18 protein-coding genes are annotated in these 24,056 nt (G+C 74.6%); 14 read left to right on the forward strand and 4 right to left on the reverse strand.

Features of this window, described 5'->3' with window-relative positions:
* The first annotated feature begins 227 nt into the window (after positions 1-227).
* The 7 genes from AC07AL_RS19140 (at position 228) to AC07AL_RS19170 (ending at position 7,700) form a co-directional block, all read left to right on the forward strand.
* Complete coding sequence (locus tag AC07AL_RS19140; protein ID WP_478317823.1) at positions 228-992, forward strand: SDR family oxidoreductase; 765 nt, start codon at positions 228-230, stop codon at positions 990-992.
* Between the two features lie 48 nt (positions 993-1,040).
* The gene (locus AC07AL_RS19145; RefSeq protein ID WP_363584548.1) at positions 1,041-1,277 is read left to right on the forward strand and encodes an RNA polymerase subunit sigma-70; all 237 of its coding nucleotides are present in this window, start codon (positions 1,041-1,043) and stop codon (positions 1,275-1,277) included.
* A gap of 3 nt (positions 1,278-1,280) precedes the next feature.
* Positions 1,281-1,844, forward strand: coding sequence for a Clp protease N-terminal domain-containing protein (locus AC07AL_RS19150; protein ID WP_363584546.1), 564 nt, complete (start codon positions 1,281-1,283; stop codon positions 1,842-1,844).
* Positions 1,845-2,263: 419 nt separating this feature from the next.
* Positions 2,264-3,667, forward strand: a complete 1,404-nt coding sequence (locus tag AC07AL_RS19155; RefSeq protein ID WP_363623216.1) for an ABC transporter substrate-binding protein — start codon at positions 2,264-2,266, stop codon at positions 3,665-3,667.
* 209 nt (positions 3,668-3,876) lie between these two features.
* Complete coding sequence (locus AC07AL_RS19160; protein WP_363630341.1) at positions 3,877-4,899, forward strand: carbohydrate ABC transporter permease; 1,023 nt, start codon at positions 3,877-3,879, stop codon at positions 4,897-4,899.
* Entirely contained in the window at positions 4,896-5,843 is a 948-nt protein-coding gene (locus AC07AL_RS19165) for a carbohydrate ABC transporter permease (protein ID WP_350880131.1), read from the forward strand. Before AC07AL_RS19160 ends, AC07AL_RS19165 begins: the two co-directional genes overlap by 4 nt.
* Before the next feature lie 333 nt (positions 5,844-6,176).
* Positions 6,177-7,700 carry a DUF4153 domain-containing protein gene (locus tag AC07AL_RS19170; protein ID WP_478317824.1) on the forward strand — a complete coding sequence of 508 codons (1,524 nt, stop codon included), beginning with the start codon at positions 6,177-6,179 and terminating at the stop codon, positions 7,698-7,700.
* A 142-nt stretch (positions 7,701-7,842) separates the two neighbouring features.
* Here AC07AL_RS19170 and AC07AL_RS19175 read toward each other — a convergent pair whose 3' ends face one another.
* Positions 7,843-9,390 carry an MFS transporter gene (locus AC07AL_RS19175; RefSeq protein WP_380336374.1) on the reverse strand — a complete coding sequence of 516 codons (1,548 nt, stop codon included), beginning with the start codon at positions 9,388-9,390 and terminating at the stop codon, positions 7,843-7,845.
* A gap of 366 nt (positions 9,391-9,756) precedes the next feature.
* On the opposite strand from AC07AL_RS19175, the gene AC07AL_RS19180 reads away from it, so the two are divergent.
* The 3 genes from AC07AL_RS19180 (at position 9,757) to AC07AL_RS19190 (ending at position 11,909) form a co-directional block, all read left to right on the forward strand.
* Positions 9,757-10,308 (forward strand): TetR/AcrR family transcriptional regulator, encoded by a 552-nt coding sequence (locus tag AC07AL_RS19180; RefSeq protein ID WP_478317825.1) that lies wholly within the window; start codon positions 9,757-9,759, stop codon positions 10,306-10,308.
* Positions 10,309-10,433: 125 nt separating this feature from the next.
* Complete coding sequence (locus AC07AL_RS19185; RefSeq protein ID WP_363584534.1) at positions 10,434-11,132, forward strand: ribonuclease HII; 699 nt, start codon at positions 10,434-10,436, stop codon at positions 11,130-11,132.
* Positions 11,133-11,231: 99 nt separating this feature from the next.
* Complete coding sequence (locus tag AC07AL_RS19190; protein ID WP_363584532.1) at positions 11,232-11,909, forward strand: hypothetical protein; 678 nt, start codon at positions 11,232-11,234, stop codon at positions 11,907-11,909.
* A gap of 255 nt (positions 11,910-12,164) precedes the next feature.
* On the opposite strand, the gene AC07AL_RS19195 is transcribed toward AC07AL_RS19190, so the two are convergent.
* Positions 12,165-12,863 carry a hypothetical protein gene (locus tag AC07AL_RS19195; protein WP_363584530.1) on the reverse strand — a complete coding sequence of 233 codons (699 nt, stop codon included), beginning with the start codon at positions 12,861-12,863 and terminating at the stop codon, positions 12,165-12,167.
* 359 nt (positions 12,864-13,222) lie between these two features.
* On the reverse strand, positions 13,223-15,418 hold the full coding sequence (locus AC07AL_RS19200) for a RecQ family ATP-dependent DNA helicase (RefSeq protein WP_363584528.1): 2,196 nt from the start codon (positions 15,416-15,418) through the stop codon (positions 13,223-13,225).
* Positions 15,419-15,646: 228 nt separating this feature from the next.
* On the opposite strand from AC07AL_RS19200, the gene AC07AL_RS19205 reads away from it, so the two are divergent.
* A complete protein-coding gene (locus AC07AL_RS19205; RefSeq protein ID WP_400808533.1) occupies positions 15,647-17,224 on the forward strand; it encodes a DUF4192 family protein in 1,578 nt (525 codons plus the stop codon).
* A 61-nt stretch (positions 17,225-17,285) separates the two neighbouring features.
* On the opposite strand, the gene AC07AL_RS19210 is transcribed toward AC07AL_RS19205, so the two are convergent.
* Positions 17,286-18,599, reverse strand: coding sequence for an alpha/beta fold hydrolase (locus AC07AL_RS19210; protein ID WP_400808530.1), 1,314 nt, complete (start codon positions 18,597-18,599; stop codon positions 17,286-17,288).
* Between the two features lie 762 nt (positions 18,600-19,361).
* On the opposite strand from AC07AL_RS19210, the gene AC07AL_RS19215 reads away from it, so the two are divergent.
* The 3 genes from AC07AL_RS19215 to AC07AL_RS19225 all read left to right on the forward strand — a co-directional run bounded on the left by AC07AL_RS19215 (position 19,362) and on the right by AC07AL_RS19225 (position 24,054).
* Positions 19,362-21,485, forward strand: a complete 2,124-nt coding sequence (locus tag AC07AL_RS19215) for an amylo-alpha-1,6-glucosidase (RefSeq protein WP_363630379.1) — start codon at positions 19,362-19,364, stop codon at positions 21,483-21,485.
* Between the two features lie 106 nt (positions 21,486-21,591).
* Positions 21,592-22,350 (forward strand): NUDIX hydrolase, encoded by a 759-nt coding sequence (locus AC07AL_RS19220; RefSeq protein ID WP_350880113.1) that lies wholly within the window; start codon positions 21,592-21,594, stop codon positions 22,348-22,350.
* 228 nt (positions 22,351-22,578) lie between these two features.
* Complete coding sequence (locus tag AC07AL_RS19225) at positions 22,579-24,054, forward strand: ATP-binding cassette domain-containing protein (RefSeq protein ID WP_400808528.1); 1,476 nt, start codon at positions 22,579-22,581, stop codon at positions 24,052-24,054.
* Positions 24,055-24,056: the final 2 nt, after the last annotated feature.

The raw sequence follows: 24,056 nt of genomic DNA on the forward strand, positions 1-24,056 counted from the left end.
AGCAAACACCACCCTCCTCCCCTTCTTCCCCTCCATGCCTCTTTTCCGTTTGCCCTCCTGTCCCCCCCCCCTGGGGGGGGGGCCCCGGGGGGGGGGGGGGGGCCCCTCCCCTCCCCCCCCCCCCCTCTTCTCGTTTGTCCGGGCACTTCGCGGACGCCGATGTCACGGATGGGGGCGGTGGGCGGTCGGTAGGGGTGACGGCGTTCGGCGGGAGGAGTGGTGTGGTGATGGGGACGGTGCTGGTGACCGGGGCGACGGGGGTTCTGGGACGGGAGGTGGTGCGGCTGCTGGTCGCGCGCGGGGTGGCGGTGCGGGGGTTGAGCCGGCGGGTGCGGAGCGGGGGCGCGGGGGTCGAGTGGGTGGTCGGGGACCTGGTGACCGGGGAGGGGGTCGCCGGGGCGGTGGCAGGGGTCGAGGTGGTGGTGGACTGCGCGACCACGGTGGGGCGGAAGGACGTGGCCGCGGTCCGGACGCTGGTGGCGGAGGCCGGGAGGGCGGGGGTGCGGCACCTGCTGTACGTGTCGATCGTCGGGGTCGACCGGGTGCCGATCCTGTACTACCGGGCGAAGCTCGCCTGTGAGCGGGTGGTGCGGGAGTCGGGGCTGGGGTGGACGGTGCTGCGGGCGACGCAGTTCCACGACCTGTTGCTGAGGATCTTCGACGTGTCGGCGCGGCTGCCGGTGTTCCCGGTGCCGGGCGGGGCGTGGGTCCAGCCGGTGGACGTGCGGGAGGTGGCCGTGCGGGTGGCGGAGCTGGTGCGGGAGGGGCCGGCCGGGTACGCGCCGGAGGTGGGCGGGCCGCGGGTGCGGCCGTACCGGGAGCTGGCCGAGGCCTACCTGCGGGCGTCGGGTCGGCGGCGGGTGCTGCTGCCGGTGCGGGTGCCGGGGGCCTCGGGGCGGGCGCTGCGGGCGGGCGGGAACCTCACCCCGGAGCGGAAGGTGGGCCGGGGGACCTTCGAGGAGGTGCTGGCGGAGCGGTTCGGCGACCACTGATGTCAACCAGGGTTGACATCGCCGCAACTGTCAACCACAGTTGACGCCATGAGTGAGAGCGGAGAACTCGCGGCCGCGGCGAGCAGCCGTGACCCCGCGGTCGGGCTCCGGGCGGTCCGCGCGCTGCGCGACCTGGCGGACCGCCTGGAAGGCCTGCAGGTGGGCAACGCCCGGTCGCGGGGCTGGTCCTGGCAGGACATCGCGGTTTGCCTCGGGGTCACCAGGCAGGCGGTGCACAAGAAGTACGCCCGGCGCGGGCCCGGCAAGGACCAGGACGGAGGCTGAACGATGTTCGAGCGTTTCACCGACCCGGCACGGCAGGTGGTGGCTGCGGCCCAGCAGGAGGCCGGGGAGCTGCGGCACGACCGCATCGGGACGGAGCACCTGCTGCTGGCGATCCTGGCCCGGCCGGACGACCCGGCCGCCGGCGTCCTGATCGGGCTGGGGCTGGACCACGGGGCCGCCCGGCGGGCAGTGGTCCGGCTGCTCGGGCCGGGGGACGACACGCAGGCGCTGGCCTCGATCGGAGTGGACCTGGACGCCGTTCGGGCCGCGGTCGAATCGGCCTTCGGTGAGGGCGCGCTGGACGCGCCGGCCGAGGAGGAGCCGAAGCGGCGGGGCTGGTTCAGGTTGGATTCGAGGGCGGGCCGGAGTCCGTTCAGTGCCCGGGCGAAGAAGGCGCTGGAGCTGTCGCTGCGCGAATCGCTGCGGCTCAAGTCCGGTCAGATCGCGGTCGGGCACCTGCTGCTGGGGGTCCTCCGGGAGGGGGACGGCTTCGGCGCCCGGGTGATCGTCGATCACGGACTGGATCCGCAGGCCGTCCGGCGGGCTGTCGAGGGGGTGCTGGCGTGAACCGGCGGGTTCGGCGGCGCGCGGGCCGGACGGCCGCCCGGCCGGGGGCGACCGGGCGCGCCTGAGCTACCCGTACGGCGAGCACGGCTGCCCCTTCCCGGCTCAGGAGGCCGCCGAGGTGATCGCCACTACGGCGATCGAGGTGCTGCCGGTCCGGCCGTACTGACAGTCGGTCAAGATGCTTGGCCCCGTCCGGGTTTCCGGGCGGGGCCGTCGTGCTGTCGAGCGGGGGCGGAGCTCTCGGTCGGGGTGTCGACGGATGAAGGTCGACGTGGACCTTGGCGGCGGCTGGCGGCTGCGTTAACGTCATCGGATCGGTTCGTCCGTCGCCCGCTCGCGATCTCTGCACGCCCGTCTCCGGTACAGCGCGATGTTGTTCAGCCCACCGTCGGCAGCACGCCCTGGCGAGGAGGACCGCATTGACCCTCAACCCGACCGCGCCGTCCAGGAGTTCCGGTCATCGCGGTTCCGGCCGCCGCTTGGCCGTCGTACCCGCCCTGCTCGCGGCGCTGGCCCTGACCGCGGCCTGTTCCAACAGCTCCGGCGGTTCGGGCGGCGGGGGTGACGCGGCGGTCCCGTCGCTGTCCGGCGACTGTGCCAAGTACCAGCCGTACGCCGGGCATTCGGGCACCACGGTGACGATGTTCGCCTCGATCCTCAGTCCGGAGTCGGACAACCTGGAGAAGTCCTGGGCCGAGTTCGCCAAGTGCACCGGCATCAAGATCAGTTACGAGGGCTCGAACGACTTCGAGTCCCAGCTGCCGGTCCGGGTGGCCGGCGGCAACGCCCCGGACTTCGCGATCATCCCGCAGCCGGGCCTGCTGGCGCAGATGGTGAAGAGCGGCAAGGTGGTCAAGCCGCCCGCCCAGACGGTCACCAACGAGGACCGGTGGAGTCCGATCTGGAAGACCTACGGCTCGGTCAACGGCACCTTCTACGCGGCGCCGATGAGCGCCAACATGAAGTCGCTGGTCTGGTACTCGCCGAAGGCCTTCAAGGCGGGCGGCTACGAGGTGCCGAAGACCTGGGCGGACCTGATGGCGCTCAGCGACCGGATCGCCAAGTCCGGTGGCGCCAAGCCCTGGTGCGGCGGCATCGCCTCGGGCACGGCCACCGGCTGGCCGGCCACCGACTGGCTGGAGGAGGTGGTGCTCGGCACGTACGGCGGTGACGTGTACGACCAGTGGGTCGGCCACCAGGTGAAGTTCTCCGACGAGAAGATCACCACGGCGATGAAGACCGTCGCCGGCTGGATGCAGAACCCGGCCTGGGTCAACGGCGGTTACGGCGACGTCAAGTCGATCGCCACCACCACCTTCCAGGACGCGGGCGCGCCGGTCCTCACCGGCAAGTGCGCCATGCTCCAGCAGGCGTCGTTCTACGAGGCGCAGTGGCCCAAGGGCACCAAGGTCGGCCCGGACGGCGACGTGTTCGCCTTCCACCTGCCCGCGGTGAACCCGGCGATCCCCAACCCGGTCGAGGGCGGCGGCGAGTTCCTGGCCGCCTTCTCCGGCCGGCCCGAGGTGCAGGCGGTGCAGAACTACCTGTCCAGCTCGGACTGGGCGAGCAGCCGGGTGAAGACCGCGACGGGCTGGGTCTCGGCCAACCAGGGCGTGGACAAGAGCCTGTACACCGACCCGATCGACCGGCTGTCGGCGGACGCGCTGACCGACCCGGCGGCGACCTTCCGCTTCGACGGCTCCGACCTGATGCCGGCCGCCATCGGTTCCGGGCAGGAGTGGAAGTCGCTGACCGCCTGGTTCGCCGAGGGGCAGTCGATCCAGAAGACCGCCGCCGACATCGACGCCGCCTGGCCGCAGTAGCCGCCCGCCCGTACGAGGCGCACGCCCCCAGTGGGCGCCTGGCCGTGGTGGGTACTCGGCCGCAGTGGGCGCCTGGCCGTGGTGGGCGCCGAGCCGGACTCGTGCCGGGCCCGGCCGGGCGCCGTTCAGGACCACCTGTCGAGGGCGGTGCGGGGCCACCCACCCGCACCGCCCGCCCCTTCCCACCAGAACAGGAGGGACGCACCGTCATGTCCGTACCTGGAACCCCTTCACCGGCCACCGCGCTCGCCACCGGCTCCTGGGGTGACGCGGCGGTCAAGTTCGGCAACAGCCTCGGCGCCGTCGCGGGCTTCCTCGGCATCCTGCTGCTGGTCTTCTTCGCCGCGGGCCGGGCCCGGGGCCGACTCTCCCGCCCGCTGTCGGTGGTGGTGTTCCTCGGCCCGGCCGCGGTGCTGCTGCTGGTGGGACTGGTCGTGCCGCTGATCCGCACGGTCTATCTGAGCCTGCAGAACGCCGACGGCAGCGGGTTCGTCGGCGGCGAGAACTTCGGCTGGGCGTTCACCACCGACTCGGTGCAGAAGGTGCTGGTCAACACGCTGCTCTGGCTGGTGGTCGCGCCGTTGGCGGCGACCGGCCTGGGCCTGGTGCTGGCGCTGCTGGTGGACCGGATGCGCGGCCAGGCGGTGTACAAGTCGCTGATCTTCATGCCGATGGCGATCTCGCTGGTCGGCGCCTCGATCATCTTCAAGTTCGTCTACGAGTCGCGCGGACCGGGCCAGTCGCAGATCGGCCTGCTGAGCCAACTCGCCATCGCGGTGGGCTGGGACGACCCGCCGAACTGGATGCTCTCGCAGCCGCTGAACACCTTCCTGCTGATGGCGGTGATGGTCTGGGTGCAGACGGGCTTCGCGCTGGTGGTGCTGTCGGCGGCGATCAAGGCGATCCCCGACGAGGTCACCGAGGCGGCCCGGCTGGACGGCGCGCAGGGGGTGCGGCTGTTCTGGTACGTCACGGTGCCGATGATCCGCACCACGGTGGTGGTGGTGCTGACCACCATCATGATCATCACGCTGAAGGCCTTCGACATCGTCCGCACCATGACCGGCGGCAACTTCGGTACCCAGGTGCTGGCCAACGAGATGTACTCGCAGTCCTTCGTGCAGTTCGACACCGGGCGGGGCAGTGCCCTCGCGGTGATCCTCTTCCTCGCCGTGCTGCCGTTGGTGGCCTACAACATCGTCCAGCTGCGGAAGGAACGTGGGGTCCGATGAGCGCACCGCACGACAGGCCGGCCCGCGCGATGAGCGCGCCGCACGGCAGCCCGGTCCGGAAGGCCTTCAGCAGCCCGCTGGCCTCGGTCTTCGTGATCGCGGTGACCGTCCTGTGGACGATCCCGACGGTGGGCCTGCTGGTGACCTCGCTGCGCCCCAAGCAGGACGTGACGGCGAACGGCTGGTGGAACGCCTTCCTCCACCCGGACCTGGGCCTGGGCAACTACCACACGGTGCTGTTCGAGGGCGGCTCCGGCGTCTCCACCGGGCTGATGCCGTTCCTGGTGAACTCGCTGGCGATCAGCGTCCCGGCCACCCTGTTCCCGCTGGTGCTGGCGGCGATGGCGGCGTACGGGCTGGCCTGGGTGCGGTTCCGGGGGAGCGACACGGTGTTCTTCGGGGTGTTCGCGCTCCAGGTGGTGCCGATCCAGATGGCGCTGATCCCGCTGCTGCGGCTCTTCTCCGGCGGCGCGCACCTGGGGTCGCTGACGTTGATCCCGGCGGTGGACCTGAAGGGCAGTTACGCGCCGGTGTGGCTGGCGCACACCATGTTCGCGCTGCCGCTGGCGGTGTTCCTGCTGCACAACTTCATCGCCCAGCTGCCGCGGGACCTGATGGAGGCGGCGGTGGTGGACGGGGCCTCGCACTTCAAGATCTTCCGTTCGATCGTGCTGCCGCTGTGCACCCCGGCGCTGGCCTCGTTCGCGATCTTCCAGTTCCTGTGGGTCTGGAACGACCTGCTGGTCGCGCTGACCTTCGCGGGCGGCACGCCGGAGGTGGCGCCGATGACGGTCCGGCTGGCGCAGCTGTCCGGGTCCTTCGGCGGGCGGTGGGAGCTGCTGACGGCCGGGGCGTTCCTGTCGATCATCGTCCCGCTGATCGTCTTCTTCAGCTTGCAGCGGTACTTCGTCCGGGGCTTGCTGGCGGGGTCGGTGAAGGGGTAGCGGAGGGGTGGTGGATGGGCCGCGGGAGGGCTGGGGGAGGCTGCGGGAGAGGCGCGGGAGGGCTGGGGGAGGGCCGCGGGGGCGGTGGCGGGAAGGCGGGCCGAGATTTCTGAACTTGTTCAGAACTAAGTTTTGAACCTGTTCAGAATGGTCTACAGTCGGCTGCAGCCGCGGCGCCGAGCGCGCCCGACGGCGGACTGCCCCAAGGGCGGCTTCCGCATGCCCGCCGACCACCGAGGGGGACTCATGTCCGGCCCGTCCACGCCCGCCCCGGCCGACCTGCGACCCGAGCCCGGACCCGCGACGCCGCCCGGCCCCCATTGGGGGTCCGGCGTGACCGTGCCGCCGCACCACGGGTGGCTGCGCCCGAGCGACCCCGAGCGCAGGGCGGCCGCCACGCCCCGGGTCCTCCTCCTGGCGCTGCTCACCGGCCTGCTGACGGCCTGGCTGCTGTTCGACGGGGTGGGCGTCAACCTGCTGATCTGCGCCGGGGCCACCGCTGCCGCGGCCGGTCTCGCCGCCCGGTCGGCGGGCCGCCGGATCCGGCCCTGGACGGTGGTGTGGAGCCTGCTCGCCGTCGCCCTGCTCGCCATCCCGGCGCTCTGGGAGGCGGGCTGGCCGGTGACGCTGTCCATCGGGTGCGCGCTCGGCCTGGCCTCGCTCGCGCTGCACGGCGGCCGCCGCTGGGCGGGCGTCCTGCTCCCCCTGCCCGCCGTCCTCTGGCAGCTGCCGCCCGGCGCGCTCTGGCTGAGGGACGGGCTGCGCGGCCGGAGCCTGCCCCACCGGGGCCGGATCGTCCCGGTGCTCAAGGCGCTCGCGGTCGCCGCCGTCCTGCTGACCGTCTTCGGCCTGCTGTTCGCCGGTGCGGACGCCGCCATGGCGGACCTGCTGGGCAGCCTCAGCCTCAGCCCCAGCCTCAACCTCGGCGGGCTCCCGCTGCGCGCGGTGCTGTTCGCACTGGGGGCGTTCACCGCCCTGGGCTTCGCCCACATCGCGGCCGGGCCCCGCCGCTGGGACCGTACGGTCGTCCGGCCGGGCCGGGCCCGCCGCCGGCTGGAGTGGGCGCTGCCGCTGGTCGCGCTCAACCTGATGTTCGGCGCCTTCGCGGTGATCCAGGCCCTGGTGGTGCTCGGTGGCGCCGACGCCGTCCTGTGCAACACCGGGATGAGCCGCTCCGAGTACGCCCGGCAGGGTTTCTGGCAGCTGGGCGTGATCACCGCGCTCACCCTGGTCGTGGTGGCGGTCGCCAAGCGCTGGGCCCCGCGCAGCACGCCCGCCGACCGCCGGGTGGCGCGGATCCTGCTCGGCGCGCTCTGCGTGCTCGCCCTGGTCGTGGTCGCCTCGGCGCTCGGCCGGATGTGGTTCTACGTCGACGCCTCCGGACTGACCAGGCTGCGGCTCTGGGTGCTGGTGGTCGAGGGCTGGCTCGGCGTCGTCCTGCTGCTGCTGATCACCGCCGGGCTGACCCGCTCGGCGGGCTGGCTGCCCCGCGTCGTCGTCCTCAGCGGCATGCTCGCGGCGGCGGTGTACGGGCTGATGGGCCCGGACGCGATCATCGCCGAGCAGAACGTCGCCCGCTTCGAGCGGACCTCCCGGATCGACCTGCGCAACGTCCGCGACCTCTCGCCGGACGCCGCCCCCGCCCTGGACCGGCTCCCCGCCGCCCAGCGGACCTGCGCGTTGCAGTTGATCCGCGCCGGGCTGGAGAACCACCCCGGACAGCCCTGGTACGCGACCAGCGCCTCCGCCGCCCGGGCCCGGGAGATCCTGGCGCAACGGCCGCTGGTGGACCAGCTGGAGGAGGGGCGCACCTCCTGCGAGCGGGCCGGGATGAGGTACCAGGACCTCTGGCCCTGACGCCTGCGCCTGTCTCGGGGGGCGTGCGTTTGGGGCGGGGCTGGTGTGCGGCCCGGAAACGCGGCCGGGAAACGCGGCCGGGCCGGCCGGGAGCGTGCTGCTCCCGGTCGGCCCGGTGTGGTGCGGTGCGCCCTGGTCGGGCTCAGTGCATCGCGACGCCGGAGGCCCCGCTCGGCAGGTCGCTGGCCTTGGCCTTGATCACGAAGACCGAGACCACCAGCGCCAGCCCGGCGAGTACGGCGCCCACGATGAAGCCGTGCGAAATCCCCTGGGTGAGGACCGAGTTGGCGGCGTCGGTGCCCTTCGGGAACTCGTGGTGCTGCTGGAGGTAGGCCAGCTGGTCCGGAGTGGCCGACTGGAGGAACTTCGGCTGCTGGAGCTTGCCCTCGGCGGTGGCGTAGTGCGCGAAGACCGTGGTCAGGATCGACAGGCCGAGCGAACCGCCGATCTGCTGCATGGAGTTCAGCAGGCCGGATGCGGCACCGGTCTCCTGGCCGGGGACGCCCGCGACCGCGAGCAGCATCACCGGGACGAAGATCAGGCCCATGCCGAAGCCGAAGATGACCGTGGGGCCGAGCACCCCGTCCAGGTAGCCGCTGTCCTTGCTCATCTGGGTCAGCCAGGTGAGGCCGACGGTGACCAGCAGGGCGCCGCCCGCCATGAACGGCTTCGGGCCGTACTTGGCCTGGAGGCTGGAGGCGAGCTGCGCGGCGATGATGATCGACACGCTGATCGGGAGGAAGGACACGCCGGCCTTCAGCGGGCTGTAGCCGAGCGGGCCCTGCACGAAGAGCGTGATGTAGAAGAAGATGCCGAACATGGCCGCGGCCAGGCAGAGCATCATCACCAGGCCGCCGGTGCGGTTGCGGTTGGCGAGCAGGTGCAGCGGGGTGATCGGCTGGTCGGTGCGGTTCTCGATCACGACGAACGCGGCGAGCAGCAGCACACCGCCCGCGAAGGAACCGAGCGTGATGCTGTCCGACCAGCCGTCCGAGGCGGCCCGGATGAACCCGTAGACCAGGCCGACCAGGCCGAGCGTCGAGGTGAGTGCGCCCGGCAGGTCGAAGCGGCCCGCGTGGCGCTCGGACTCGGCGATGTAGCGCGGTGCGGCGAGCGCGATCAGCGCCGCGATCGGCACGTTGACGAAGAAGACCCAGCGCCAGTCCAGGTACTCGGTGAGCAGACCGCCGGCCAGCAGGCCGATCGCGGCACCGGACCCGGCCACCGCCGAGAAGACGCCGAACGCCTTGTTGCGTTCCGGCCCTTCCTCGAAGTTGGTGGCGATCAGGGCGAATGCCGTCGGTGAGCAGATCGCGCCGCCGATGCCCTGGAGCGCGCGGGCGGCCAGCAGCATCCCGCCGTCCTGGGCGAAGCCGCCCAGCAGGGAGGCGAAGCCGAACAGCAGGGTCCCGAAGATGAACACCCGGCGGCGGCCGAGGATGTCGCCCGCGCGCCCGCCGAGCAGCAGCAGCCCGCCGAAGGTCAGCGTGTAGGCGTTGATGACCCACGACAGGTTGGTGGTCGAGAAGTTCAGTGCGTCCCTGATCTGCGGCAACGCGATGTTCACGATGGTGGCGTCGAGCACCACCATCAACTGCGTGGCCGCGATGACGGTCAGGGTGATGCCCTTGCCCCGGCCCTGACTGCTCTGTGGTGGTGAGTTCTTGCTGATCGTGTCGGAGATAGCCACGATTGTGCCCCCTGCTGGCTATGTGCCTGGCTGCGTGCTTCGTACGCTGCGGACCGACTGGTCCGGCGTGAGCCCACGGTCTGGCGCGGGCTAGGAAGGAACGGGATCGTTCACTAATGTGGACGATATCCTGGGCCTGATTGTGAACGCAAGCGTTCCCTAAGGATGGTGGCGATGGATCGGTTGGTGCGGCGCCTGACGGCGGACCGGGCGACCGGTCGGGCGGGCGCCCGACCGCTTGAGGCGGCGGACGCGTCCCCGTCACCCGCGGCGGGACCGGGGACGACGCCCGAGCCGGCGGCTCACTGCCCGATGCGGGTCGCCCGCGAGGCCCTCACACGGCCGGTGCGGCGCCGGGGGAAGGAGTTGGAGAACGCGATCTTCGAGGCCACGATCGACCAGCTCACCTCCGGCGGATACGCGCGGCTGACGATGGAAGGCGTCGCCGGCGCGGCGCGGACCGGGAAGGCCGCGCTCTACCGGCGCTGGGCGTCCAAGGACGAACTGGTCATCGACGCCCTGGACGCCACTCTCCCACGCCCCTACGACACCCCCGACCTCGGGTCCGCGGATCTCGAATTGCGGCAGCTCATCGAGGTGTTCATGGGCGCGATGAACTCCCCTACGGGCGCCGCGATCCAGACGCTGATGGGCGAGATCGACCATGAACGGGCCGAGGTGTTCAGGGACTTCATCGGCCAGCGGGTGATCGAGCCGACCAAGGAGACCATCCTGGCGATCCTGCGCCGCGGCGCCGCCCGCGGCGACGTCCGGCCCGGCGCGGCCACCGCGCTGGTCGCGGACGTCGTCCCGGCGATGCTGCTCTACCAGGTGAAGATCTGCGGCCGGGAGAACACGGGGCCGGACTTCGGGGCCCGGCTGCTGGACGAGGTGCTGTACCCGCTGATCCGCGCCTGAGTGCGGCCGCTGCTGCGGCTCCGCGGGCGGGGCTGCCGGCGGCCGGCCCGGGCGGCTGAGCGGCGGGGCTTAGGCTGGATGCTGCCCAGCTGAACGGGCTGCCCCTCCGCCGAACGGAACTCGCGATGCCCATCGTCCCGCCGACGCACTCCGTCGAGCGCTCGCTCCGCCGGGCCGGCGCCAAGATCGTCGTCGGCCTGGACGAGGTCGGGCGCGGCGCCTGGGCCGGCCCGGTCACCGTGGGCGCGGCCGTCACCGGCTTGCGCAAGGCCCCGGAGGGGCTGACCGACTCCAAGCTGCTCACCGAACTGCGCCGCCGCGCGCTCGCCCCGGTCCTCGCCGACTGGGTCACCGCCTACGCGCTCGGCCATGCCTCGCCGCAGGAGTGCGACGAACTCGGCATGACGGCGGCGCTGCGGCTGGCCGCCGTCCGCGCGCTGGAGGCGCTGCCGGTCGAGCCCGACGCGGTGATCCTGGACGGCAAGCACGACTACCTGGGCGGCCCCTGGCGGGTGCGTACGGTGATCAAGGGTGACCAGTCCTGCATCTGCGTCTCCGCCGCCTCGGTGCTCGCCAAGGTCCACCGCGACGGGCTGATGGCCGAACTCGGCGAGGAATGCCCGGAATACGGCTTCGCGGACAACGCCGGCTACCCGTCCCCGGTGCACCGCGCCGCGCTGGAGGAGTTCGGTCCCACCGGGCATCACCGGCTCTCCTGGGCATACCTGGACGCGCTGCCGAAGTGGCGGCACCTGAAGCGCGTCCGGGACGTCGCGGGTGCGGTCGAAGGCTCCGCCGACGAACAGTTGACGCTCGGTTTCTGACGGTCCGTCTGGAATTGCCTGGGTGGGGCGGTGGGTGTGCGGTGCCCAATGGGTGGGGTGCGCGTGCGTGTTCGAGCGGCATTTGATAGATATCCGGGTATGCCTGTCTTCCCCGAGGAGTCGGAGATTCACGAGAGCCTCCCGGGCCCCGGCGTTCCCTTCCCCCGCGAGTCGGACGCACAAGCCCTCCGCGCGCCTGCCAACGGCGGCGCTTCTTCCACCGCACCCACCACCGTCGCCGCCGTTCCGGTGCCCGGCCCCCGTCCGGCACCGCCGCGCCCGGCACCCCCGCGCGCCGACCGTTCCGGTTCGCCACGACTGATCCCCAAGCCCTCGCCGGCGCAGCGCCGTTCGGGCGGCGCCGAACCGCAGGTCGAGATCCAGCGCGTCGCCGCCACCCCGGCGCGGGCGCTGGAACGCGCGGACGCCGCGGTCGACCGACTGCTGGACGCCGGCCGCGACCCGGGCGACATCCTGGTGCTGACGGTCGGCGAGGCGCACCCGTGGCAGCAGCACGAACTCTCCTTCGGTGAGGAGCGCTACTGGGCGCAGCTCGCCGAGGGCGGCGACGTGTTCTACGCGGACGTCGCGCTGACCCGCCCGGTGCACCGGGAGGTGGTCGTCCTGGTGGTCAACGGCGGGACGGCCGTCCGGGCCGCCGAGGCCCACGCCAAGGCGCTCGGCCACACGACCGCGCTGCTCGTGGTCTGCGGTGACGCCGGCCCGGTCGCCACCGGGGCGGCCGGAACCGCGCCCGGCCGTTCGATCGGCGCCTGACCACGACGGAGCCACCCCGGGCCCGGCGCCGTACGGTGCCGGGCCCGGGTCCGTCGTGCCCCGGTGGCGGCGAGGGCGTACGGTCCGGGGCGCGGGCCGACCCGTGGCTGGTCTCGCGCCCGTGCCTGGTCTCGCGCCCGTGCCTGGTCCTGGTGTCGGCTGTCGGGCCTTGGGGTCGGCTCCGGCCGTGGCATCGTCTGCGATCGTGGCGTCGCCCGTGGCCGCGGCCCGTGGGTGTCGGCGGGACCAGTGGGGTCAGCAGGTGCCGGTGCGCCGGGCCGGCTGGACGGCGGCGACCCGCGCCGGGGGCCACGGGTGCTCGGACTGCCGGGCGTGCTGGGCCCGTTCGGCCGCCTGGTGCCGGGCGCGCTGGCCGCGCGGGGCGTCCAGCGCCGAGCGCGGCGGCAGTTCCGTGACGGTGTGCACCACCCCGTCCGCCCACGAGCCCGCGTGCGGATCGCGTCCGCTCCGGCCGTCCCCGAGGACGTGCCAGCCCGCCGGGGTGAGCCCGATGTACGAGCCGCAGCGCAGGCCGTGCAGGACGGCCGCGTCCCGCAGCGCCCACATCCAGGCGCCGTCCTGTTCGGTCCAGCCGGGTGCGCCCTCGCGGCAGCGCAACAGCACGGCCGTGCGGGTCGGTTCGGCCAGCCGCAGGTCGTGCGGGGTGATCTGGCGCAGGTGCGTGAGCACGGCGTTGCGGTGCTGCCAGCCGTCGGTGTCGTGTGGCCAGGGCGTGAACGAGGCCGAGGCGGACACGTGGTGCAGCGCATTGAGGACGGCGATCACGACCGTGCCCGGCTGGGGCAGGTGGCGCTGGTGCAGTTCCACGACGAACTCGCGCGGGTCGCGCAGCAACGGGATCCCCGAGGCGGTCCAGGTCTCCAGGTCCAGCAGCCGTCTGGGCGCCGAACTCCGGGCGAGGGGATGCTGACCTCGGCCGATACCGTTGATCACGATCCTCCTTCCTGACCCACTGGCACGCGGGTACGTGGGTACGCCGAAGGCCGGGTCCAGCGGACAGGGTTTCGGGTACGCGCCAATTCTCGCGGTATCCGGGGTGGAGCGGCAACGATGAAACGATGAACGCCACCCGAAAGCCCACGTTCCGCCGGATATGTTCCACCGTGTTCCGAGCGTCGTTCGGGCGGCGTTGGACCTTGATCCAGACCGTGTGCGGGGTCCGGTGAACCGCTGTCGGCACGGTGACCACTCCTTTCCCCGCTCCGGCGTCCCGCGTGTTCGCGAGTGGGCTGCCTTCTCCCTTCGTTAGGCCATTCGAGTGATGGGTGGAGTGGCGGCCCGCTGCCGCCCGGTCACCCCTGCACGGCCAGCACCAGGGGCAACACCGCGCTCGCCCCGGCACGGCGCAGCAGCCTGGCGGCCACGGTGACCGTCCAGCCCGAGTCGACGAGGTCGTCCACCAGCAGTACCGGCCCGCCGGCCTCGGCCACCGCCTGCGCCACCTCCGGCGGCAGCGTCAGCGCGCCGGCCAGCGAGTGCAGTCGCTGGGCGCTGTTGCTGCGCGCGCCGTGCGGGGGCCGACCGTCGGCGTACTCGATCCGGCCGAGCAGCGGCAGCCGGCCGATCTCGGCGATCCGCGCACCGAGACTGCCCACCAACTGGGGGCGGGTCGAGGAGGCCATGACCACCACGCCGACCGGCCGCTCCAGCCGGGCGCCGTCCGCCGTCGCGGGCCCGGCCCAGCCGCCGGGGCCGCGGGCCCAGTCGGCGAGCACCGCGACCAGGGCGTCCACGGCCTCTCCGGGGACCGGTACGTCCGGGGCCTGGTCGGCCAGCAGGGTGCGCAGCCGGTTGCCCCAGCCGATGTCGGACAGCCGGCCGAGCGCCCGCCCGTTCTCGGCCTGCTCGCCCGCCGGGATCCGGCCCTTGAGGGGCACGCCGAGGGAGTCCATCCCGGTGGGCCAGAGCCGGCGCGGCTCGAAGCTGATGCCCGGGCGGCCGAGGGCGGCCCGGGCCGCGTCCAGCGCCTCGGCGGAGACCTCGGCGGTGTGCAGCGGCCCCGCGCAGTTGTCGCACCGGCCGCACGGACGGGCCTGCTCGTCGTCCAGCTGGCGGCGCAGGAACTCCATCCGGCAGCCGGTGGTCGCCGCGTACTCGCGCATCGCCCGCTGTTCGGCCTCGCGGGAGGCCGCGACCTTGGCGTACCGGGCGGTGTCGTACGCCCAGCTCTGCCCGGTGGCCGTCCAGCCGCCCTTGACCCGGCGGACGGCGCCGTCCACGTCGAGCACCTTGAGCATGGTCTCCAGCCGGGTGCGGCGCAGGTCCACCCGGGGCTCCAGCGCGGCGGTGGACAGCGGGCGGCCGGCCTCGGCCAGCGCGTCGATGGTGCGGCGCACCTGTTCCTCCGGCGGGAAGGCCAGCGAGGCGAAGTAGCGCCAGATCGCCTCGTCCTCGCGCCCGGGCAGCAGCAGCACCTCGGCCCGGTCGACGCCGCGCCCGGCCCGGCCGACCTGCTGGTAGTAGGCGATCGGCGAGCTGGGCGAGCCCAGGTGCACCACGAAGCCCAGGTCGGGCTTGTCGAAGCCCATGCCCAGCGCGGAGGTGGCGACCAGCGCCTTGACCCGGTTGGCCAGCAGGTCGGCCTCGGCGGTGCGGCGCTCGGCGTCCTCGGTGCGGCCGGAGTAGGAGGCCACCGGGAAGCCCCGCTCGCGGAGGAAGGCCGTCACCTCCTCGGTGGCGGCCACCGTCAGGGTGTAGACGATGCCCGAGCCCGGCAGCCGGTCGAGGTGGTCGGCGAGCCAGGCCAGCCGGTGCGCCGGGTCGGGCAGGGGCAGCACGCCCAGGGTGAGGCTCTCCCGGTCGAGGGGTCCGCGCAGCACCAGGGCGTGCTCGTCGGTGCTGCCGGTGCCGAGCTGCTCGGCGACGTCCGCGGTGACCCGGGCGTTGGCGGTGGCGGTGGTGGCCAGCACCGGGACGCCGGGCGGGAGCTCGGCGAGCATCGTGCGCAGCCGGCGGTAGTCGGGGCGGAAGTCGTGGCCCCAGTCCGAGATGCAGTGGGCCTCGTCGACCACGAGCAGGCCGGTGGAGGCGGCGAGCTTGGGCAGCACCTGGTCGCGGAAGTCGGGGTTGTTCAGCCGCTCGGGGCTGACCAGCAGGACGTCGACCTTCCCGGCGGAGACCTCGGCCTGGATCTCGTCCCACTCGTCGGTGTTGGCCGAGTTGATGGTCCGGGCGTGGATGCCGGCCCGGGCCGCCGACTCGACCTGGTTGCGCATCAGGGCGAGCAGCGGGGAGACGATCACCGTCGGCCCGGCGCCCCGGGCCCGGAGCAGGGCGGTGGAGATGAAGTAGACCGCGGACTTCCCCCAGCCGGTGCGCTGCACGACCAGGGCGCGGCGGTGGTCGACCACGAGGGCCTCGATGGCCGTCCACTGGTCCTCGCGCAGGGCGGCACCGGGCCCGGCGAGCTCGCGCAGGACGGCCTCGGCCCGCGCCCGGACCTCGGCGCGGTCGGCGGTGGCGGTGGTGTGGTTCTCGGACTGCTGCATGGCGTCCATGTAACCCCGAGCCGCTGACATGGGGCGAATGCCGGGGCTGCGGAGAGGTGGAGGCCGGATGTATTTCATCAGCTCCTCAGCTGAACGGCCGCCGACTAATCACCCGGGGGAGTGGGCGCGGTGTGCTCCGAATGAGGGAAGCGGAAAACGAGGGCGGGGTTATCCACAGGAAAAGAGAAAAATCCGGTGCGTCTCTCGGATCGCGTCACGCTTCCGGTCATGAACGCCGCGAACAACCGGAGCGTCATGAACAACGGGAGCGTCATGAACAACGAGCGCGTCACCCTGACCCTCGGCCCGTCCTCCGGCCACCGGCCGGTCACCATGCGCGGCCCGGCCGACATGGCCGAGCTGCTGCCCTACCTCCTGGGGTTCTACCCCGACGACAGCATCGTCGCGGTCGGCCTCCAGGGCCCCGACCTGCACCAGGGCGGAGTGATCCGGGCGGACGTCCCGGAGTCGCCCGAGCAGTGGCCGGCTGCGGCGGAGGAGACGGCCGCCCTGCTGGTCGCCCTCTCCGAGAGGCACGGCGAGCGGCCGGTCCAAGTGCTCCTCTACCTCTGCCAGGATCGGACCACGGCGCACGCCCCTCCGGTGGTGGACGGCCTGCGGCCGCTGGCGGGCGACCTCCGCGCGGCCTTCGGGCGCAGGGGGGTGGCCGTCAAAGAGTCGCTCTGCGTCTCGGACGGCCGCTGGTGGTCCTTCCTCTGTCGCCGCGCCGGGTGCTGCGATCCGGCGGGCAACCCGATCCGCCGTGCCCCCGGCCCGGGCCCGGCGGCCGCCGCCGCGGCGTTCGCCGGCCTCGCGCCGCGTGGCAGCCGGAAGGCGATCATCGGCGGGCTGGCCCCGATCGGCCCGCCGGGGGCGGACGCCCAGCGCGCGGCGCTCGCCCGGGCCGAGGCCGCTGAGGCCGCCAACGGTGCTGACGGCGCTGGGGGCTCCGGGGGTGCGTCCGTCCAGGAGCAGGGCGCCGACCTGCTCGACCAGGCCTTCGCCGAGTTCGCGGCCGGGGCCCGGGAGCTCGACGAGGAGCGGGCGGCCCGGCTGCTGGTCGCCCTGCGGGACCGCCTCACCCGGGATCGCGGAGTCGAGTACGCCCGGCCCGCCGAGCTCGCGCCCGCCGAGCGGCTCTGGCGCTTCCTCGCCCGGCGCGCCGTGCCGCCCTACGAGGGCTGTGCGGTGGCCCCGCTCACGCTGCTGGCCTGGGCCTCCTGGGTGGCGGGGGACACCGCGACGGCCCGCGTCGTGCTGGGCCACGTCCTCCGGCTCGACCCGTCCTACCTGCTGGCCGAGCTGCTGTACGAGTCGTTGAACGACGGCATGACACCCGACGCGCTGCTCGCGGCGGTCGAGGCGCAGCGTCGGCGGCGCGAGGCGGGTGGGCCCGTGCCGGCGCCCGGCGGCGAACCGGGGCCGGCGCCCACCGAGGGCCCGGGTGGTAACCAGGCCGGCCGCGGTGGGCCGTCGGGGCTGCCCGGGCCGGCGGGGGCCTCACGCCGCCGCCGGCCTGCCCGCCGGAAGGCCTCGAAGGCGGCTCAGGCCACAGCGGCGGCGGCCGAGCACGGCCCCGTCGGCCCGGCCGGCCCCGCCGAGCCGGCTCCGCGTCCGGACGGTCCGGGCCCGCTCGCCCTGCTACCGGTGCCCGGGTGCGCTCCGGTGCCCCGGCAGCGGTCCGCCCGGGGTCTGCGGCTCGGCCGGACAGTGGTGTCCCGGGCCGCCGCCGCACCGTCGGCCGCCGGGCGCCACCGGTGCCGGGGCGTCCGTCGGGCGGCGAGGGGAGCCCACCATGCGCGCTGACCTCGCCGGGCGTCCGTCAGGGGCCGTCCGGAGCCTCGCCGCCCGGCCCGGGCGGGCTTCGCTAGGCCTCGCCGTGCGCCAGCTTGATCAGGCGGTCGAGCACCTTGCCGCCGCTCGCCCGAAGGCCGTCGTGCTCCCACTCGTTGGTGATCCAGGTCCGCAGACCGCGCACCGCGCGGGCGGTCGCCAGCGAGTCGGCGGTGTTCACGTACATGTCGTCGTGGTAGACCGCCGCCACGACAGGGACGGTGTTGGCGGCCAGCCGCGCCGGGTCGTACAGGTCGGGCCAGTCGGTGCGGGCGGCCAGCAGGTCCGCGGTCTCCTTCAGCGGGCGCAGCGCCGGGTCGGTGTCGAACATCCAGGGGTAGATCATCTCCCCGGTGAACAGCACCGGTGCGCCGGAGTCCAGCGCCGCCCGGGCGTCGAACTGCGGGAACTCCTTGCGGACCCGATCGGCAGACCAGGCGGTGCCGCCCTGGTCCACCGAGCGCTGGCCGTAGATCGACTCGTGCAGCACGGCGTACAGCGGGCCCTCCGCGAAGGAGAGCTTGGCCTGGACACCGGCCAGGAAGGTGTCGGACAGCTCGGGGCCGGTCGCGCCGTCCACCCAGGCCTCCTCCAGCAGGTAGTGCAGGGTGCCGGAGCCGCTGCCGCCGCCGAGCATCAGCCCGAGGGCCTGGAACGCCTCGACGGTCAGCAGTCCGCCGTCGGGCAGCGTCGCGGGGGCGGCGGCGAGGTGCGCGGCGATCCGCCGTACCGCCTCGACGTCCTGCGGGAACCTGGCGTAGTGGTCCTCGTTCTTGTGGACCACCCGCGGGTAGGCGGCACGGTAGACGTCGTCCGCCGAACTGCCGAGGCCGGACAGACCGCCGGTGATGAAGGCCTCGGTCAGGCCCTCGGGGGCGAAGGAGAGGTAGGTGAGGGTGCAGAAGCCGCCGAAGCTCTGGCCGAGCACGCTCCAGCGCCGGTCCGCGCCGAGCAGCTGGTGGCGGATCAGCTCGGCGTCCCGCACGATCGAGTCCGCGCGGAAGTGCGCCAGGTAGTCCGCCTGCTCCTGGGCACCGCCGCGCCGGGCGAGGGTCTGCCGGGTCGCGGGCGTGGAGCGACCGGTGCCGCGCTGGTCGAGCAGGAGCACCCGGTAGTCGTCGAGGGCGCGTTCCAGCCAGGCGTCGCGGCCGAGCGGGCGGGCGGCCTTGCCGCCGGGCCCGCCCTGGAGGAAGACCAGCCAGGGCAGGTCGGCCTGCTCGCGGCCGGCGGCCACCACCTCGCGGGCGTACACCTCGATCTGCTCGCCCTGCGGGTCGGCGTGGTCGAGGGGGGCCTGGAAGACGTGGTCGGTCGTAGCAATCCCGGGCAGACGGCTGACGGTGGACATGCAACTCCTCGGTCTCTGCTGGTCACAGCGGTCAGGTCGCGGCTCACGGGGTCACCGGGTGCGGGCGCCGCGACCCCCGCACCGTATCCTGACCGCGGTCGGGCACCGGTTCGACGGTCACCGCCCACTCGGCCAGGCATACGATGCCGGGCCGGGGCGGGTTGCACGGCAGGCCGCGGGCCGGGACGCAGCCGCCGCCACCCGGTGGCGAGACCGCGCCGCCCTGGTGGCAGCCCGGTGACGGCCCGACCGTGACGGCTCGACGGCTGCGGCACGACCGCCCGGCGGGCCGGGCTCGACGGGCCGCACCCGTCGCCGGGCGTGACCTGGAGGCGGTGCGCGGCGTTCACCCCGGGGGCCCGGCGACCGTCCGACGGCCGTCCGGCGGCAGGTTCCGGGCGGACCGCCCGCCGAGCGGGGCGGCCACGGCGCCGGGGCACCGGAGCGTGCGGGGCCCGCTCGGGTCACCTGGCTCGGCCGCCGCGGCCCACGGGTCGGGCGCCACCGGCGGTCCGGGTCACCGGACCTGACGACGCGCCGGGCACCGAGGCGGGCCCGACGCGAAGGTGCGGCGCGCCGGTACCGGCCCGGTACCGCGCACCGCATGGCACGGCCCGGCACCGGGTACGGCCAGACACGGCACACCCGCCGACGGGGCACCCCGCCGGCCCGGCACCATCAGCACGCGATCGAGCGTGCTCGCGGCCCACCGGCCTGACCAGGCCACCGGACCGCCGAGGGGAGGAGAGTCCGGTGACCGCCATGAGGCCACCACAGGCCATGCCGGCCGAGAGCGTGGTCGGCGCGCCGAGACCGGTCGGCCGTCCCGACCAGGTCCAGACGGCCGGACCGGCGGGGGCACCCGTCGGCCCGAGTCGGCTCACGGCCCCGCCAAGGCCGCAGCCCCCCGCCGTCCACCACGCGGTGCTCTGCGTCAACGCCCCCGCGATGGCCGCCTCCGGACCGGACGGCCAGCTGCGCGGCCACGGCCTGCACGGCTTCTACCGCAACGGCGTCCGGGTGCTCGCCCGGATGGAGCTGCGTCTGGGCGGCATGGAGCCGCTGCCGCTCCAGGGCGCCCTGACCAGCACCGCGCAGGCCCGCTTCCTCGGCGCCGTCCGGCTCCCCGGCGACCTCGACCCGGACCCGGCGCTCACCGTCGAGCGGCTGCGTCACGCGGACGGAGTGGAGACCGTCATCGTGCGCAACACCGGCGGCCGGCCCGCCCGGCTGCCGATGGAGATCGCCCTCGGCACCGACCTCGGCCCGGTCGCCGAGATCGCCGCCGGGCACCGCCCGGCCGACCTGCCGGGCCAGGTGCAGTCCGCCGGGCTGCGCTGGGCCGGCCCGGCCCACAGCGCGGTGGTCAGCGCCAAGCCCTCCCCGCACGCGGTGCTGGCCGGGGCCGGGGTGCTCCGGTGGGACTTGGAGGTGCAACCCGGCGCCCGCTGGTCGGTCGAGCTGCGCGCCGAACTGGAGAGCACCGCCCCCGGCCCGCGGCCGCCCGGCGGGCGGGGCACGGGCGTGCCGCTGCCCTGGGCCCAACCGGAGGTCCGCAGCGACGACGCCCGGGCCGCCCTGCTGGTCACCCGCTCCCTGGACGCCCTCGGCGGGCTGCTGTTCGCCGACCCGGACCGCCCGACCGACCTCTACCCGGCTTCCGGCGCGCCCTGGCGCTTCGGCCTCGCCCCGGCCGACGCGCTCTGGGCCGCCCGGCTCACCCTGCCGCTCGGCACCCGGCTCGCCGCCGGCACCCTCCGGGCGCTGGCCCGCCGTCAGCAGCCCGCCGCCGCCCCGGGCCGCACCGAAGGCCTGCTGCCCGGCGCCCTCCGGCACGGCGGCCCCGAGCTGCCGCCCACCTGCACCGCCACCGAGGCCACCCTGCTGTTCGTCACCGTGCTGGCCGAGGCCTGGCGCTGGGGCCTGCCCCGTGCGGAGACCGCCGACCTGCTCCCGGCCGCGGAGCGGGCCCTGGCCGCCCTCCGCGAGGGCCTGGTCGACGGCTTCGTCACCGACCTCAGCCGCCCGGCGGAGGACCGCGCCGCCCACCCGGTGGCTGCCCGGGCCGAGGTCCAGGCGCAGGCCCACCGCGCCGCCCTGCACGGCGCCGAACTGCTGGAGGCCTTCGGCCGCCCCGGCGCCGAGGAGTGGCGCGGCTGGGCCGCCGAACTGCGCGGGTGCTTCCGCGAGCGGTTCTGGATCGACGACCTCTCCGGCGGACGCCCCGCCGCCGCGCTGGCGCCGGGCGGCCAGCCGCTGCCGGCCGTCGCCTCCTGCCTGGTGCACCTGCTGGACACCGGGCTCGCCGCCGACGGCGGCCGGCACGAGAGCCTGCTGGACCGGGAACAGACCCGACTGCTGGCCCAGCGCCTGGCCGCGCCGGAGCTGGACAGCGGCTGGGGCCTGCGCACGCTCAGCGCCAAGTCCCCCCGCTTCAACCCGTTGGGCCACCGCGGCGGCGCGGTGCGGGTCCACGAGACCGCGCTGGCGATCGCCGGGCTGGCCGAAGCCGGCCATGAGAACGAGGCCGGCGCCCTGCTGGAGGGCCTGCTCGCCGCGGCCGCCCACTACGAGGGGCGGCTGCCCGAGATGTACGCGGGGGAGCAGCGGATCCCCGGCTGCCCGCCGGTGCCGCACCCGGCCGCCTGCCGCCCGGCAGCGGTCTCGGCGGCCGGCGCCGCGCACGCGGTGTTCGCGCTCGCCGGGGTCCGCCCCGACGTGCCGGGCGGCCGGGTCCTGGTCCGCCCGGCCAGCACCGCTCCGCTCGGCGAGCTGGAGCTGACCGGCCTGCGGGTCGCCGGCGAGCCCTTCTCGGTCCGGGTGAGCCGGATCGGCGTGGCGATGGTCGAGGAGGCCTCCGCGGAGCTGCAACTGGGCGCCCGCTGACACCCCTGCCCGGGCCCGCCCGGCTCCGGCGACACCTCAGGAGGGCCGGGCGCGGTCCGTGTACAGGCCTGTGCTTATCGTCAGAGAGACGACTATGATCGTCGCCATGTCGCGCTACGATCCGTCGGCCTTCCCCCCGTTCGCTGTCACGGTTGACCTGGTGGTGCTGACGGTGCGCGACCACGCGCTCTGCGCCCTGCTGGTCAGACGCGGCGAGCCGCCGTTCCAGGGGTACTGGGCACTGCCCGGCGGCTTCGTCCGCCCGGACGAGGGCCTGGCCGAGGCCGCCTCCCGGGAGCTGGCCGAGGAGACCGGCCTGCGCGCACACTCCGCCCCCGGCCACGAGGCGGTCGGCCCCGGCGCGGCCGGTGCCCACCTGGAGCAGCTCGCCACCTACGGCCACCCGCAGCGCGACCCCCGGATGCGGGTGGTCAGCGTCGCCTACCTGGTCCTCGCCCCCGACCTGCCGACCCCCCGGGCCGGCGGCGACGCCAGCAGTGCCCGCTGGGCCCCGGTCGGCGAACTGCTCGGCCGGAGCCCGGTCGACGGCGTCCCGCTCGCCTTCGACCACGGGCTGATCCTCGCCGACGGCGTGGAACGCGCCCGCTCCAAGATCGAATACTCCTCCCTCGCCACCGCCTTCTGCCCCACCGAGTTCACCGTCGGCGAGCTGCGCCGGGTCTACGAGGCGGTCTGGGGCGTGGTCCTGGACCCGCGGAACTTCCACCGCAAGGTCACCGGCACCCCCGGCTTCCTGCTGCCCTCCGGTGGCACGACGACCCGTCAGGGCGGCCGCCCCGCCCAGCTGTTCACCGCGGGCGGCGCGACCGTCCTCAACCCGCCCATGCTGCGCCCGGAGTCCTGACCCGGCCCGGGCCCGCCGCCGACTCCCCCCGACCCGGGAATCGCAGGATCGGATTGTCCCCTGATCGGGTGAGGTGGGTGGCCGACGGGCCCGCGCCGCTCCCGTAATGCCCGGAATCTCCGCCACCGGCCCCTAATGTGCTGGCGCGGGGCCGTGCTGGCACGCGCCAACACACCAGGGGGCGCCCCGCGTCGGGCAGGTCGGCCGAGGGCATGGGAGCAGGCAGCGATGATCCAGATCACCGGACTGACCAAGGTCTACCGCAAGGGCGCGCCGCCCGCGGTGCTCGATCTGACCTTCGACGCCCGGCCCGGCATGGTGACCGCGCTGCTCGGCGCCGAGGGCGCGGGCAAGTCCACCGCGCTGCGGCTGATGCTCGAACTCGAACGCGGCCAGGGCATCACGCTCTTCGACGGTCGCACCTACCGCCGGCTGCGCCGCCCCGAGCGCGAGGTCGGCGTGCTGCTGCCCGGCCCCGGGCCGGGCGCGGCCGCCGTGGCGGGCCACCCGGGCCGCAAGGCGCACGGCCACCTGCGGATGCTGGCCGCGGCGGTCGGCGCCCCCGCACGGCGGGCCGACGAACTGCTGGAGCAGACCCGGCTGGCCGCCGTCGCCGGGCAGCGGCTGCGCAGTTTCTCGCCCGGCATGCACCGCCGGCTGGCCCTGGCCGCGGCCCTGCTCGGCGACCCCGGCACGCTGCTGCTGGACGCGCCGACCGAGGGCCTGTCCCCGCGCAACGTCGAGTGGTTCCACTCCTTCCTGCACTCGTTCGGCGTCGCCGGCGGGACGGTCCTGGTGACCACCCGCACCCCGCAGGAGGCCGCGCAGCTCGCCGACCGGGTCATCACGCTGGACCGCGGCCGGCTGGTGGCGGACCAGCCGGTGGCGGAGTTCCGCCGGACCAGGCTCAGCCCCGAAGTGGCCGTCCGCGGGCCGCAGATGGCGCGGCTGGCCGACCTGCTGGTCAGTCAGGGCGCCGAGGTGCGGCGGGACGGCGGCGCGGGCCTCGCGGTGGCGGGCGTCGACCGTACCGAGATCGGTGAACTCGCCTATCGCCACGGCATCCTGCTGCACGAGCTGGCCGACCGGGTGGTCGAGCAGCCGGCGCCCCGGGTCGCCCTGCCGGTCGCATCGGGCCGCTCCGGCCACCTCCGTGTCCAGTCGGGCCCCACCGCTGCCGAGCCGGGTCCCGAACCCGGCCCCGAACCCGGCCCTGAGCCCGCTCAGGAACCGGCCTCCGACGTCCAGGCCGTCACCGTCCCGCGCCACCGGGGCGCCCGCCGCCCGGAAGCCCGCCCGGTGGCCGCCCACCACCGGGACGAGGCGGCGCTGCCCACCCGCGCCCTGCCGGCCGCCTCGGCCGCGACCGCCCTCTCCGCCCTCGGCGCCACCCCCCGCCAGGCCGAGCCCGCCGAGCCCACCCCGACCGTCGTCGTGGAGCGGCTGTTCCGTGACGGCCCCGGCGCCCTGGCCAGATCCGCGTCGGCCCTCGCCCCGGCCCCCGACCCCGACCCCGGCCCCGCTGTCGGCGACGGGAGGCCCGCGCCCGACCCGACCAGGGGCCGCCGCGAGAGCGCCGCCGACCTGCTGACCGACGACACCGTCCGGCTCGGCCGCCCGGCCGGGGCCCAGGTTCCGGCCGCGACCCCGGCCCCCGGCGGTCCCGTCAGCCCCGCCACCCCCGACGACCACCGGAGCGAGTGAAC

Source organism: Kitasatospora sp. NPDC043949, assembly GCF_056435365.1.